The organism is Pseudarthrobacter sp. NBSH8 (assembly GCF_014217545.1).
GTDB lineage: Bacteria > Actinomycetota > Actinomycetes > Actinomycetales > Micrococcaceae > Arthrobacter.
This window is the reverse complement of record NZ_CP043178.1, coordinates 1234482-1247860: the sequence shown is the minus strand read 5'-3', so window position 1 is coordinate 1247860 and position 13379 is coordinate 1234482. Positions and strand designations below refer to the sequence as shown.

General features: G+C 66.8%; 12 protein-coding genes. 9 read left to right on the top strand and 3 right to left on the bottom strand.

The window, feature by feature from the left end:
- The 5 genes from cobA (at position 1) to FYJ92_RS05735 (ending at position 4354) form a co-directional block, all read left to right on the top strand.
- Positions 1-1035, top strand: a complete 1035-nt coding sequence (gene cobA / locus FYJ92_RS05755) for a uroporphyrinogen-III C-methyltransferase (RefSeq protein ID WP_185262991.1) — start codon at positions 1-3, stop codon at positions 1033-1035.
- A 14-nt stretch (positions 1036-1049) separates the two neighbouring features.
- Complete coding sequence (locus FYJ92_RS05750) at positions 1050-2204, top strand: uroporphyrinogen-III synthase (protein WP_185262990.1); 1155 nt, start codon at positions 1050-1052, stop codon at positions 2202-2204.
- Between the two features lie 141 nt (positions 2205-2345).
- Positions 2346-3230, top strand: coding sequence for an FAD-dependent oxidoreductase (locus FYJ92_RS05745; RefSeq protein WP_185262989.1), 885 nt, complete (start codon positions 2346-2348; stop codon positions 3228-3230).
- A 100-nt stretch (positions 3231-3330) separates the two neighbouring features.
- Positions 3331-4056: a deoxyribose-phosphate aldolase gene (deoC, locus tag FYJ92_RS05740; RefSeq protein ID WP_185262988.1), complete on the top strand. Its 726-nt coding sequence runs from the start codon at positions 3331-3333 to the stop codon at positions 4054-4056.
- 52 nt (positions 4057-4108) lie between these two features.
- Positions 4109-4354, top strand: coding sequence for a hypothetical protein (locus FYJ92_RS05735; RefSeq protein ID WP_185262987.1), 246 nt, complete (start codon positions 4109-4111; stop codon positions 4352-4354).
- Between the two features lie 111 nt (positions 4355-4465).
- On the opposite strand, the gene FYJ92_RS05730 is transcribed toward FYJ92_RS05735, so the two are convergent.
- Together FYJ92_RS05730 and mfd are read right to left on the bottom strand one after the other, a co-directional pair.
- Entirely contained in the window at positions 4466-5287 is an 822-nt protein-coding gene (locus FYJ92_RS05730) for a metal-dependent hydrolase (protein WP_185262986.1), read from the bottom strand.
- 6 nt (positions 5288-5293) lie between these two features.
- Positions 5294-9001, bottom strand: coding sequence for a transcription-repair coupling factor (mfd, locus tag FYJ92_RS05725; RefSeq protein WP_255482324.1), 3708 nt, complete (start codon positions 8999-9001; stop codon positions 5294-5296).
- Positions 9002-9181: 180 nt separating this feature from the next.
- On the opposite strand from mfd, the gene FYJ92_RS05720 reads away from it, so the two are divergent.
- The 4 genes from FYJ92_RS05720 to nhaA all read left to right on the top strand — a co-directional run bounded on the left by FYJ92_RS05720 (position 9182) and on the right by nhaA (position 12889).
- Entirely contained in the window at positions 9182-10735 is a 1554-nt protein-coding gene (locus FYJ92_RS05720; protein WP_185262985.1) for an SDR family oxidoreductase, read from the top strand.
- Positions 10736-10783: 48 nt separating this feature from the next.
- A complete protein-coding gene (locus FYJ92_RS05715; protein ID WP_185262984.1) occupies positions 10784-11281 on the top strand; it encodes a DUF2505 domain-containing protein in 498 nt (165 codons plus the stop codon).
- Positions 11282-11284: 3 nt separating this feature from the next.
- On the top strand, positions 11285-11506 hold the full coding sequence (locus FYJ92_RS05710; protein ID WP_185262983.1) for an SCO4848 family membrane protein: 222 nt from the start codon (positions 11285-11287) through the stop codon (positions 11504-11506).
- A 69-nt stretch (positions 11507-11575) separates the two neighbouring features.
- Positions 11576-12889, top strand: coding sequence for a Na+/H+ antiporter NhaA (nhaA, locus tag FYJ92_RS05705; RefSeq protein WP_185262982.1), 1314 nt, complete (start codon positions 11576-11578; stop codon positions 12887-12889).
- 31 nt (positions 12890-12920) lie between these two features.
- On the opposite strand, the gene sufU is transcribed toward nhaA, so the two are convergent.
- Positions 12921-13370: a Fe-S cluster assembly sulfur transfer protein SufU gene (gene sufU / locus FYJ92_RS05700; RefSeq protein ID WP_185262981.1), complete on the bottom strand. Its 450-nt coding sequence runs from the start codon at positions 13368-13370 to the stop codon at positions 12921-12923.
- Positions 13371-13379 lie beyond the last annotated feature (9 nt).

Sequence of the window (13379 nt, the reverse complement as noted above, 5' to 3'; positions counted from 1 at the left end):
ATGCAGCTCAGCATTGATCTCACCGGCCGCGAAGTCCTGGTCACCGGCTCCGAACACGCCGCCCGCCAGGCGGTCCGCCGCTACGCGGCGGCGGGCGCCGTCGTCTACCGCCTCAGCACCCCTGCGGGCGCAGCGCATGACGGCCCGCTTCCCGAGCGCCCGTTCCTGGTCGCAGCGGTCGACGACGGCCAGCCCGGCTGGGAGCCCCTGCTCGAGCGCTGCGCCGCCACCGGCATCCCGGTGGCGGCCGAGCCTGCCGCCGGACCCGTCGGCCACGTCACCCTGGTGGGCGGCGGACCCGGCACCACCGAGCTGCTGACCGTCGCAGCCGTGAAGGCTCTCCGCGATGCGGACGTGGTGTTCTTCGACCGGCTGGCTCCCTGCCAGGACCTGCCGGACCTGACCTCCGCCGAACTGGTGGATGTGGGCAAGAAGCCCGGCCACCACAAAGTGAGCCAGGCCGACATCGAGAAGCTCATGGTCGAAAGCGCCCTCGCCGGCAACAACGTGGTCCGCCTCAAAGGCGGCGACCCCTACGTCTTTGGCCGCGGCGGCGAGGAAGTGGCCTCCTGCGTGGCAGCGTGCGTGCCTGTCCGTGTCATCTCCGGCGTCACCAGCGCGATCTCCGTGCCGGCGGCCGCCGGCATCCCTGTCACGCACCGCGAGGTCAGCCACATGTTCACTGTGGTCTCCGGCCACGCGCCCCTGACCGAAAAGGAACACACCCACCTGGCCGGACTGGGCGGCACCATTGTGGTCCTGATGGGCATTGGCACCCTCCACCAGCTCGCGGCCGGACTCCGTAAAGCCGGCATGCGACCCGACATGCCCATGGCCGTCGTCGAACGCGGTTACCGCCCCGGCCAGCGCACCACCATCGCGGACCTGGGCACCATCACCTCCGCCGCTGCCGCGTGCAGCAATCCCGCGGTGCTCGTCATTGGCGAGGTGGTTCGCGTGGCGGAAGCCAACCGCGGGCATGCTGAGGCCGCCGCCGACCTCGACCGCCTGGCGGCCTCGCTGCTCGGTTCATGAAAGGATTGACCCCCATGAACGCACTGGCACCAGCTGAACCCGTCCAGCTTGCAGAGACGTCCGGGCCGGAGGCTGCGGACTCCCCGCTGGAGGGCTTCCGCATCGGAGTCACCTCGCACCGGCGCTCCCGGGACCTCATTGAGGCCCTGGAACGCCGCGGCGCGGAAGTGCTGCATGCCCCGGCCCTCAAGATCGCCCCGGTGCAGGAGGACTTCCGCCTCATCGAGGACACCAAGGCGATCATCGCCGCACGCCCGGACCTGTGCATCGCCACCACGGCGTACGGCATGCGCCGCTGGTGCGAAGCCGCCGACTCCTTTGGGATAGGTGAGCAGCTGCTGGAAACCCTCGCCGGATGCCGGATGTTCGTCCGCGGCCCCAAAGCCCGCGGCGCCGTCCGCGCGGCCGGACTCGCCGACGTAGGAATCAGCAGCGACGAAACCACCGCAACACTGGTGGACATGCTGCTCGCCGAAGGCGTGCGCGGCAAAACCGTGGCCGTGCAGCTGCACGGCTACACAGACGTCCGGCAGCTGGAACGCCTGCGTATGTCCGGCGCCACGGTCCTGACGGTCACCCCGTACCGCTGGGTGAAGCCCGACGGCGAAGACCGGCTTCCTCGCCTCATCGAGGCTGTGTGCAGCGGCAACCTGGACGTGCTCACCTTCACGAGCGCACCCGCCGTCGATGCCGTATGGAGTACCGCCCACGAGATGGGCGTCTACAAGCAGCTCATCGAAAGCCTGAAAACAAACGTCACGACGGCAGTGGTGGGGCCGGTCACCGCCCAGCCCCTGATCGATGCCGGCATCTCGCCGCTCATTCCGGAGCGGTTCCGGATGGGCGCCCTCATCCGGCTGGTGTGCGAGCACCTCGCCCTGAACCATGTCCGCAGGCTGGACACCGCGTCCGGTAACCTTGAGCTGCGCGGGCGCAGCCTGCGGGTCGACGGAGTGCAGGTTGAGCTGGCGCCTGCGCCGCTGCTGCTGCTGCGTGCCCTCCTGGGGGCCGGTGGGGCTGTACTTTCCCGGGAATCGCTGTCGGAACTGCTGGAGCTGAAGGGCTCGGTCCATGCACTGGACATGACGGTCAGCCGCCTGCGGTCATCGCTGCCGGACGGCCGCCTGGTGGAGACGGTGGTCAAGCGGGGTTACCGGATCCGGGTCTAGCGCCTCCCGCCCTCTCCTATTGTTACCGGGCGGTAAATGGCAGCGACGATGTGGAAACACGGTGGAAAAACGGGCAGCCTACGCTGGGATTCATCACGAAGTCCCGGCCGCTCCTGCGGCCGCCAGCGAAAGGGCCAGCACATGTCCGCTCCGGCACCGTCCACCTCAGTTTCCCCGGCTCCTCGCATTGTCATTGCCGGAGCAGGGCCCGCCGCACAGGCGCTGGTCCGCCAGCTGGACGGTGCACGCTTCCGCGGCACGGTCACCGTCCTCAGCAACCGGGACGACGCTCCCGCCGAACTCCTGGAACTGGCAGAGCTGCCACAGGTATCAGTCCGCTTCGGCCAGCCGGCCAGCTTCATCGACGCGGAGAACCGTTCCGTTACCACCGCCGATGGCATGGAACTGAGCTACGACGAGCTGGTCATCGCCACCGGATCAGCGCCCGTCGCGTCCCCGGTAGCGGGCGCCGGCCGCTGCCTGAGCTACTCCACGATCGACGACGCAGCCCGGATCGGCGACGCCGTGAAGGAAGTGACGCGGGAACTGGGCCGGCGGCCACTGGGAATCCTCGTGGGAACCGGTGCGGCTGCGGGCCAGGCCGAAGCAGTGCTGCGGGCCCGCGGCGTCCGGCCTATCCGCACAACGGTCCGGCCGGCCGCCGTGGTGCACTCCATCGCCGGCTCAGGCCTGACCGCCTCCGGGGTTGTCTTCGACGACGGCAGCAGCATGAACGGCGACCTGGTTGTCCTGGCCGAAGAGCGGGTCTCCCGCGATGGACTCGCCGCCAGCGCCGGACTCGCTACCGCCCCCAACGGCGGAATCGCCATCAGCAAGGACTACCGGACATCGGTCGCCGGTGTCTGGGCCATCGGCGACGCCGCCGCGTTCGACGGCGTGCGGCTGGGACTGCTGGTCGCGGCGGCCTCTGCCGCCGGCGCCTGCGCTGCGCAGCTGATGACCGCTACATCAGCGGCGGACGCCCCGGCCACGGGTGTGGCCGGGCACGTGCCTGCGGCCGCCTAAACGTCCGCCGCCGTGACACCCGCTGTGACAAGATGGTCACCTGAACAGCCACGCACAGCGTGGCTCCGGCGGCCCACAAGGCCACATGGAAAGGACCATCATGAGCAACGCAGCCACTCCTACCGACCTGACTGGAGCCGGTACGGTCTCAGCACCGGGCAACATCGCTGCCTACATCGACCACACGCTGCTCAAGCCCGAGGCCAGCGAAGCGGAGATCCTCGATGTGTGTGCCGAGGCCGCTGAGTACCACTTCAAGTCAGTCTGCGTGAATCCCCTCTGGGTCAAGACGGTCAAGACCGCGCTCAAGGGGTCCGGGGTACTGACGTGCTCGGTGATCGGCTTTCCCCTGGGTGCCACACCCAGCGATGTGAAGGCATTTGAAGCCCGGGGCGCGGTGCTGGACGGCGCGGACGAAATCGATATGGTCATCAACATCGCGGCCGCCCGCGCCGGTGACAAGGGTGCGCTGGTGGACGATATCTCCGCCGTCGCGGACGCGGTCCACGCGGGCGGAGCCATCCTGAAGGTCATCATCGAAACCGCGTTGCTCAGCGATGACCAGAAGGTCCTTGCCTGCCTTGCGTCCGTTGAAGCGGGGGCGGACTTCGTCAAGACGTCCACGGGGTTCAACGGCGGGGGTGCCACGGCCGAGGACATCGCACTGATGCGCCGCACTGTAGGCCCCGATCTCGGCGTCAAGGCGTCCGGCGGCGTACGTTCCCTCGCCGACGCGCAGGCTATGATTGCTGCAGGTGCAACACGTATTGGTGCCAGCTCCGGCATTGCCATCGTCAAGGGTGAACAGGGTTCAGCCAGCTACTGACGCCGGCCCGGAGCCGCCACAGTTTGAGCCCCGCGGGGCCTAGGAGGAACAAATGTCCAGCAAGACCACCGAGTCCGGCAACGCCACGGTACAAACCCCCCAGAACGAGAACAGCCTCGTGGGCAGCATCCTTCTGTTTGTATCCATGATGGCGCTGTTCCTGGGCTCCATCTACTCCCTGTCCTTCCTCACGCTCGGCAACCCGTGGCCGATGGCCGTCTGCCTGGGCCTGTTTTTCCTGGCGTTCTGGATCCCGCAGACCATCACCGGTCGCTCCGATTCAGCCGGCGGCAAGTAAGAACCCTCTGCAACTTAAAGGTCTGCGGCCCCGGATATTCCGGGGCCGCAGCTTTTTGAGTCATGAACGCTAAAGACTGGCCGTTCACCTACAGCCCGCGTCAATCCCGTGTCAGTCCGCGCCCAGCAGCCGGCTGACCACGGTCTTACCGAGTGCCATGGCGGCCGGGAAATGGGCTTTGGCCAACGACCACGCCGCCACGAACATGCCCACCATCGCGTAGGCGCTCACCGGGATCAGGACCAGCCACTCGCGCTTGGAACCGGCGCGGCCCAGCAACGGCAGGGAAAAGGCGCCGTTGGCTTTCCAGACGTCATTGAGCACCGGCAGTTTCCGGAGAAACTTCGGTGGCTTGATGACGATCGGCCAGAGCAGGGGCACGCCCCCGGTGGTGATCATGTCCCCCACGATGTGGACCACCACCCCGGTCAGCATCGATACGGGCAGCCACGTCCACTGCTCCGGCGCGAACCAGGTCACCAGCCCGGCCATGGCCAGGGCAAAGATCCAGTTGCTGATAAATCCGGACTTGGGAAACAGCTTCAGCGCCTTGGCCGCAATGTTGATCATGAACATGCACAGCAGGCCGGCACCCACGGACAGCAGGCCCCACGCTGTCTGCAGCTGGAACTGGCCGGCCATCATGGCCAGCAGCACAAAGCACGCAGCCCCGAGCACCGAGTGGGTTCCTTGCCGGTGCCCGCCGCTGGCGTTCTCAATACCCACCGCAATCAGGTTGGAAAGCGGCGGCAAAGAGTTTGCCACGGTGCTGTGCCGGTGGTCCCAGTCGCACACGAGCGCCGTCCCCGCCGTCGCCATTCCGCCGATGATGATTCCTGTGGCGTCCAGCGGATACCAGCCCAGCGTGTACGGTCCGGTTGAGGCAATAGCCACCCACGCCGCGGCCCCCGACGCGGCGTGGTGTCCTCCCATCAAGCCCTAACCGCTTACTGCCGGAGCGGCGAGTGGCGCGTCGGAGAAGATGTTGCGGATGACCCCGTTGGCCCATTCGAGGATTTCGGCGTCCTGCAGGTCCCGGCCGCCGATCCTCGCGGTCTTGGGCTTCGGAATCAGCACCGCGTCCAGGGCAGGCTTGGACTGGGAACCCGGGTACATCCGGGTCAGCCGCATCAGTTTCGACTCCGGCAGCTGCGCCGGCGAGAACTTGATGAAGTTGCCCTGAAGTGCGACGTCGGACAGGCCGGCTTCTCGGGCACCCACCCGGAAGCGGGCCACGGCAATGAGGTTCTGGACCGGCAGCGGCGGCTCGCCGTAGCGGTCCACAAGCTCGGCCAGCACCTCCTCGATGGCCTCGTACGTCAAGGCAGATGCCAGCTTGCGGTAGGCCTCCAGGCGGAGCCGCTCCCCCGGCACATAATCGTGCGGGAGGTGCGCGTTGACCGGCAGCTCGATCTTCATTTCGGCGGCCTTTTCCTCGGCGTCGCCGCGGAAATCGGCCACCGCCTCACCCACCAGGCGGATGTAGAGGTCAAAGCCCACGCCCTGGATGTGGCCGGACTGCTCGCCGCCCAGCAGGTTGCCGGCGCCGCGGATTTCGAGGTCCTTCATGGCCAGCTGCATGCCGGCGCCGAGCTCATTGTGGGTGGCGACGGCTTTGAGTCGTTCCAGGGCCACCTCGCCCAGGGGCTTCTCGGACGGGTACAGGAAATAGGCATAGGCGCGTTCACGGCCGCGGCCCACCCGGCCGCGGAGCTGGTGCAGCTGGGAGAGTCCGTATTTGTCGGCCCCGTCCACGATCAGGGTGTTTGCGTTGGAGATGTCCAGGCCGGTTTCGATGATGGTGGTGCACACCAGGACGTCGAAGCGCTTTTCCCAGAAATCCACAATGATCTGCTCCAGCCGGCTCTCGGACATCTGCCCGTGCGCCACCTCCACCCGCGCTTCCGGAACCAGTTCACGGATCTTCGCGGCCGTCCGTTCGATGGTGGACACCCGGTTGTGGACAAAAAACACCTGGCCTTCGCGCATCAGCTCACGCCGGATCGCTGCCGAGGACTGCTTGTCCGTGTACGGGCCCACGTAGGTCAGCACGGGGTGGCGCTCCTCCGGCGGCGTGGCCAGCGTGGAGGTTTCGCGGATGCCCGTCAGGGACATCTCCAGTGTCCGCGGAATCGGGGTGGCGCTCATGGCCAGCACGTCCACGTTGGTGCGCATCTTCTTCAGCGCTTCCTTGTGCTCCACGCCGAAGCGCTGTTCCTCGTCCACGATCACCAGGCCCAGGTCCTTGAACGCGAAGTCCTTGGACAGCAGCCGGTGCGTGCCGATAACCACGTCAACGGAGCCGCTCTTGACACCCTCCACGGTCTCTTTGGTTTCCTTGGTCCCCTGGAACCGCGACAGAGCCTTGACCCGCAGGGGGAAGCCGGAGAAGCGTTCCGTGAACGTTTCGTAGTGCTGCTGGGCCAGCAGGGTGGTGGGCACGAGGACCGCCACCTGCTTCCCGTCCTGGACCGCCTTGAAGGCCGCCCGGACGGCGATCTCGGTCTTGCCGTAGCCCACATCGCCGGACACCAGACGGTCCATGGGGATCTCCCGCTCCATGTCCGCCTTGACCTCGTTGATGGTGGTCAGCTGGTCCGGCGTCTCCACATATGGGAAGGCCTCCTCAAGCTCACGCTGCCACGGGGTGTCCGGCCCGAAGGCATGGCCCTTTGAAGCCATCCGCGCGGAGTACAGCCGGATGAGTTCGCCGGCGATCTCCTTGACGGCCTTGCGCGCTTTGGACTTGGTGCTGGCCCAGTCGGAGCCGCCCATCTTGCTGAGGACAGGAGTGTCTCCGCCGACATACCGGGTTACCTGGTCCAGCTGGTCGGTGGGCACAAACAGCCGGTCCCCCGGGGCGCCGCGCTTGGAGGGGGCGTATTCCAGGACCAGGTATTCGCGGACACCGTCTCCGCCGCCTGCCACCTTGCGCTGGATCAGCTCTACAAAACGCCCAATGCCGTGCTGTTCGTGCACCACGGAATCGCCGTTGACCAACTGCAGCGGGTCCACGGCGTTCCGCCGCTTGGACGGCATGCGCCGCATGTCCTTGGTGGAGCCCGCGGATGTCCGTCCCAGCAGGTCCGCTTCGGTGAGCAACCCCAGTTTGAGACTGTCCAGGACAAAACCGCGTCCGACGGCGGCAGTGGTCACCTCGATGATGCCCGCCTGCGGTTCCTTCTCAAGGGTGTCCACGCGGGCACAGGGGATATCGGCATCGTGGAACAGTTCCGCCAGGCGCTGCGCAGGGCCGGGCCCCTCAGTGGCCACCACGATCCGCCACTGGTCCCGGACGTGGGAGCCGATGAAGTCCATCATCTCGGCCACATCACCCTGGTACCCGCGCGGTTCCCGGGCGCGGAGGTTGAGGACGTCGATCTCCGGCACCAGCTCCTCGTCAGTGGCCAGGGACGTGATGGACCACCACGAGACCTCGTGCTCCAGCGAGGAGCTCCGGGTTTCGGCCAGGGAACGGAAGCTGGCGGAGTGCAAGGCTTCCGACGCCTGCGAGCTGAGGTCCAGTGGAGCCGTGCCGCCATCGGATGCCGTGGACCAGGCAGCTTCCAGGAACTCCTCGTTGGTGGCCGCAAGATCATGTGCGCGCCGGCGCACCTTTTCCGGTTCTATGATCACTGAGATGGACCCGGCGGGCAGCTGCTTCACGAACGGGACCATGGCATCCACCAGCACCGGGGCCAAGGATTCCATACCTTCCACGGCGATGCCGCCGGCGATCTTCTCGAGCATGTCCGCGGCCGCGGGAAGCTGCGCCTTCAGGGTGGCTGCACGGGACATCACTGACGGCGTGATCAGGATTTCGCGGCAGGGCGGGGCATGGAGTTCGGCGGGGTGATGCACGCCGGGCGCCGACAGCGAGCGCTGGTCGGCCACCGCGAACCAGCGCATCTGGTCCACCTCGTCACCGAAGAACTCCACCCGGATGGGATGGTCCTCGGTGGGTGGGAAAACGTCGATGATACCGCCGCGGACGGCAAACTCGCCACGATGGGTGACCATGTCCACGCGTGCGTAGGCCGCGTCGGCGAGGCTCCGCACCACGTCGGAGAACGGCCTGTCCTGTCCCACCTTCAGCGTGACCGGAACCAGCTCACCCAGTCCGGCGACGATCGGCTGGACCACTGCGCGGACCGGCGCCACCACCACCCGCAACGGACCCGACGTCGAACTTTCCGGGTGAGCCAGGCGGCGCAGGACGGACAGCCGGCGGCCCACCGTGTCCGAGCGGGGCGAGAGCCGTTCGTGCGGCAGGGTTTCCCAACTGGGAAACTCGGCCACTGAATCGGCCGGCAGGTAGGCACGCAGGGCCGCCGTCAGGTCCTCTGCCTCGCGTCCTGTCGCGGTGACTGCCAGCACCACCGGGGGGAGCCCGCCATCGGGAGTTTCTTCGTCGGCACCGGCGGCCAGGCCATCTGCCATTTCCGCCAGCAGGACGGCACGGAGACCGGCCGGCGCGCTGATCTGGTAATCCTGGCCCCGGACATCAAAGCCCCTGGCCGCCTCCGCCTGGACCCTGGCGAACGTCTGGTCTTCTGCCAGGACGCGGCGCAGCCCGGCCAGCGAGGGACCGGCGTGGGACGGGCCAGGATGGGACGGGCCAGGATGGGACGGGCCAGTGGGGCTCATGGCGGAAACTCCTGTGGGTTCAAGGGATCGCAGGCAGCACGAAAACCCGAAATTCTCTTCGAATCCCGGGTCATCCCAGCCTACCCCTGCACCGGGGCCCGCCGGGAACCCCCGTTGCTAAGCTTGCTGAGGAAGCGCACCCGTTTGACGCCTCCGCCCGCCTGGCCTGAGGAGCTTTCAATGAGCGATAGCAAGAGTCCGAGCGACACTCCCTCCACCGTGGCCGCAGGGACGGCGCAAACCGTCCTGGTGACCGGCGCCACCGGCTACATCGGCGGCCGCCTGGTCCCCCGGCTGCTGGAGGCCGGCCACACCGTAAAGGTCATGGTCAGGACTCCGGCCAAGATCGCAGGCGTGCCGTGGCTAGGCAAAGTTGAGGTGATCCAGGGCAGTCTCGACGACGGCGATTCCCTCCGCCAGGCGCTGGCCGGGGTCGACGTGCTGTACTACCTCGTTCACTCCATGGCCGCCGGCGCCGGGTTCGAATCCAAGGAAAAGGCCATGGCGGAAACAGCCGCCACAGCTGCCGCCGCAGCCCATATAGGCCGGATCGTCTACCTGGGCGGCCTGCACCCGGCCAACGTCGAATTGTCCACGCACATGCGCTCCCGGGAAGCCGTGGGGAAGGTGTTCCTGGACAGCGCGGTGGACGCGGTGGTGTTCCAGGCCGGGGTGGTGATCGGTTCCGGGTCGGCGTCCTTCGAAATGATCCGCCACCTGTCCGAGACCCTTCCGCTGATGCCGGCCCCAAGCTGGGTGCGCAACAAGATCGAAGCGATCGCCGTCCGGGACGTGCTGCACTACCTTGTGGGCGCCGCCTCCATGGACGGGCCGGTCAACCGCACCTTCGACATCGGCTGCCGGCAGGTCCTGAGCTACGCGGGCATGATGAAGGAATACGCTGCCGAGGCCGGGCTGCCGTACCGGGTGGTCCTGGCGCTGCCCATTCCGGCCCCTAAGCTTGCCGGCCTGTGGGTGGCGCTGACCACGCCGATCCCGCTGTCCATGTCGCTGCCGCTCGTCGAGTCGCTGCAGCACGATGCCGTGTCCCGCGAGCAAGATATCGACGCCCATATTCCCGTGCCGGCAGGCGGTCTGACTCCGTACCGGGGGGCTGTTGCCCTGGCCCTGGGCAAGGAGCGTGACGGCCAGGTGGAAACCACGTGGTCAAATGCCGGCGCGGACGCCGATCCGCTGCCCAGCGATCCGGACTGGGCAGGCCACACGGTCTATATGGATGAGCGGACTTTCCACGGGGATGTTGATCCTGCCCACGTGTGGACCATCATCGAAGGGATCGGCGGCCGGAACGGCTGGTATTCACTGCCGCTGGCCTGGCGCGTTCGGGGCTTGCTGGACAAGCTCACCGGCGGCGCGGGCCTGCTGCGGGGACGCCGGCATCCTGGCACCCTGGCCCCAGGCGAAGTGGTGGACTGGTGGCGTGTGGAACGGATAGAGCGCGGAAAACTGTTGCGCCTCCGCGCAGAGATGCGCGCCCCCGGACGTGCCTGGCTTGAGCTGTCCGTGGAACCTGACGGGACGGGCAGCCGCTACCGGCAGCGGGCTATTTTCTTCCCCAAGGGCCTCAGCGGAAAGCTCTACTGGCTGGCCGTACTGCCGTTCCACAGCCTCATTTTTCCGGCGATGGCACGGAACATCACCACCGCGGCGCAGAAGATCGCCGGCGCCGACAACGCGGGGGCCGGTTCCAACAACCAGCAGGGCTCCCCGTAGGATGTGGGGAGCAAAAAGCGTTCTGACCTACACATCACTGGAGGACCCATGGCACTGAGTGCAACCACCACCCTTCCGCACGCCGTCGGCAGCGTCGCTGCTGTTTTTATCAACGAGGACTTCCAGCGGCACACCAGCCAATTCGTTGGCGGCACCCTGGAGTCTTTCGAAGTGGCCGGAGACGTTGACGGAGCATTCAGCACCACCTCGGTCCGCACCCTCCCCACCACCCGCCTGCCGGAGATCGCCCGCAAGTTCGTGGGCGAAAAGCTCACAGTGACGCAGGTGGAAAACTGGGAGGCCCCAGCGGCTGACGGTTCCCGCCAGAGCAACATCACGCTGAAGATCGCTGGCGCCCCCCTTGATGTGACCGCGGTCCAGCGGCTCGTCGCAGAGGGCGGCAGCACACGCATTGAACTCGAAGGCAACGTCACGTCCTCTGTTCCCTTCCTGGGCGGCAAAATCGCCGAGGCGGCCGAGCCCATGGTGTCCAAGGCCCTGAACATCCAGTCCCAGCAGGCCCAGGCCTGGCTCGAAAGCCACTAGGCCGTGCAGCTCCCTCTGTTTGCGGGCTGCCTGCTGATCATCGCCGGAGTCTGGTCCCTCGTGGTCTGGCCGCAGTTCCTGCGCCGCGTGATGAAGGACCCCCGGGCGCGGGACGCCGCCGGCAAGGCCACAAAGTTCCTCACCGTCCACGTGGTGCTGGTCAGCATTTCGATGGTGCTGGGAGCTGTCACCGCGGTGATCGGGGTTATGGGCCTGCTCGGGTAGGCTGTAAAGGTGCGCCGGGAAGTCTGGTCGGCAATACTTTTGCCGACCCCTTAATTCCAGGAGCCATTCATGGCCAAGCACCCTTCCCGTCCCGCCTTCGCCGCTAAGGTCCTCAGCCGCTCAAGCTACCCTGAATTCCTGCGGATCTCCGCGATCCTCAGACTGGAAACAGCCGGCGGCGCCCTCCTCTTGTTGGCGACTGCTGCCGCACTCCTCTGGGCCAACTCACCGGCGGCCGAGGGCTACTTCACACTGCGGGACCTGAAAATCGGTTACGAACCCTGGCACCTCCGGCTCTCCTTGGGGCAGTGGGCCTCCGACGGTCTCCTGGCCATCTTCTTCTTCCTGGCCGGCCTGGAACTCAAGCGGGAGTTCGTCTCCGGCGAACTTCGCAAGGTGTCCAAGGCCGTGGTTCCCGTGGCCGCGGCCGTGGGAGGGGTTGCAGTTCCCGCCCTGATCTATACGCTGGTGAACCAGGGGCAGGACGCTGAGAGCCTGCGTGGCTGGGCAATTCCCACAGCCACCGATATCGCTTTTGCCCTGGCCGTCCTGGCAGTCATCAACACCCACCTGCCTGCTGCCCTCCGGACCTTCCTGCTGACCTTGGCCGTAGTAGATGACCTGCTGGCCATCGGCATCATCGCTTTCTTCTACTCGTCCGGACTGCAGCCGCTCTTCTTGCTGGCGGCACTGGTTCCGCTGGGGCTGTTTGCCCTTCTGGCCCAGAGGAGGGTCCGCAGCTGGTATCTGTTGCTGCCGCTGGCCGCCGCCACCTGGGGACTCGTGCACGCCTCCGGTATCCACGCCACGGTGGCCGGCGTGCTGCTCGGATTTGCCGTGCCGGTATTGGCGTCGCGGAATCGTGGTGAGACGGGCTCCGGGATGGCTGAGTCCTTTGAACACCGGCTCCGCCCGCTTTCGGCAGGTTTCGCCGTCCCGATCTTCGCCTTCTTTTCGGCCGGAGTAGCCGTGGGCGGCCTGGACGGCTTCCGGTCGGCCCTCGCGGATCCTGTGGCGTTGGGAATTGTGGCTGCGTTGGTGGTCGGCAAGACGATTGGAGTGTTCGGCACTACCTACCTGATCACGAAGACCACCAGGGCAAAGCTCGACGACGGCCTCGCCTGGATCGATGTTGCCGGCCTTGCAATGTTGGCCGGAGTGGGCTTCACGGTGTCGCTGCTGATCGCGGAGCTGAGCTTCGGTGCGGGCTCGGCGCACGATGACCACTCGAAGGTGGCCATCCTCACCGGATCACTGGCGGCCGCCCTGCTCGCCGCCGTGGTGCTCCGGCTGCGGAACCGGCATTACCGCGAAGTGGAAGAGACGGAACGGCGCGATGCTGACGGCGACGGCGTCCCGGACGTTTTCGAGCAGCGGCGCTGACCGCCGCGGCCCGGCTTCGGACCGTGCGGGCCTAGGTTGCCTGGTTCAGGGCGTCCTCGGCGGCCACCCAGGAAATCATGGCGCACTTAACGCGCGCGGCGTAGCGGGCCACACCCTCAAATGCGGCGGCGTCGCCCAGGATTTCGGGATCGGCGTTGACTTTCCCACGCGAGCGGAGCACTTCGCGGAAGTTGCCAATGACGGCACGGAGTTCGTCCACGGTCATTCCCTCCCCGAGTTCGCTGAGGACCGACGCCGATGCCATCGAGATGGAGCAGCCTTCGCCGTCCCAGGAAATCTGCGCCACCTTGCCGCCTTCCACAGCCACCCGCAGCGTGACTTCGTCACCGCAGACGGGGTTGAGCTGGCGGGACTGGCCCGTGGACGCCCCCGCCGGCGCGGCGATTCCCGCCAGTCCACTGCCGTGGCGGACCTTGGAATGGTCAAGGATGATCTGCTGATACAGCTGGTCAAGGCTCATTGCGGTGTA

Coding starts and splice junctions, on each gene's coding strand:
- deoC (WP_185262988.1), top strand. CDS start 3,331: ATGAGCAACGCAGCCACTCCTACCGACCTGACTGGAGCCGGTACGGTC.
- FYJ92_RS05735 (WP_185262987.1), top strand. CDS start 4,109: ATGTCCAGCAAGACCACCGAGTCCGGCAACGCCACGGTACAAACCCCC.
- FYJ92_RS05720 (WP_185262985.1), top strand. CDS start 9,182: ATGAGCGATAGCAAGAGTCCGAGCGACACTCCCTCCACCGTGGCCGCA.
- mfd (WP_255482324.1), bottom strand. CDS start 9,001: ATGAGCCCCACTGGCCCGTCCCATCCTGGCCCGTCCCATCCTGGCCCG.
- sufU (WP_185262981.1), bottom strand. CDS start 13,370: ATGAGCCTTGACCAGCTGTATCAGCAGATCATCCTTGACCATTCCAAG.
- cobA (WP_185262991.1), top strand. CDS start 1: ATGCAGCTCAGCATTGATCTCACCGGCCGCGAAGTCCTGGTCACCGGC.
- FYJ92_RS05745 (WP_185262989.1), top strand. CDS start 2,346: ATGTCCGCTCCGGCACCGTCCACCTCAGTTTCCCCGGCTCCTCGCATT.
- FYJ92_RS05715 (WP_185262984.1), top strand. CDS start 10,784: ATGGCACTGAGTGCAACCACCACCCTTCCGCACGCCGTCGGCAGCGTC.
- FYJ92_RS05750 (WP_185262990.1), top strand. CDS start 1,050: ATGAACGCACTGGCACCAGCTGAACCCGTCCAGCTTGCAGAGACGTCC.
- FYJ92_RS05730 (WP_185262986.1), bottom strand. CDS start 5,287: ATGGGAGGACACCACGCCGCGTCGGGGGCCGCGGCGTGGGTGGCTATT.
- nhaA (WP_185262982.1), top strand. CDS start 11,576: ATGGCCAAGCACCCTTCCCGTCCCGCCTTCGCCGCTAAGGTCCTCAGC.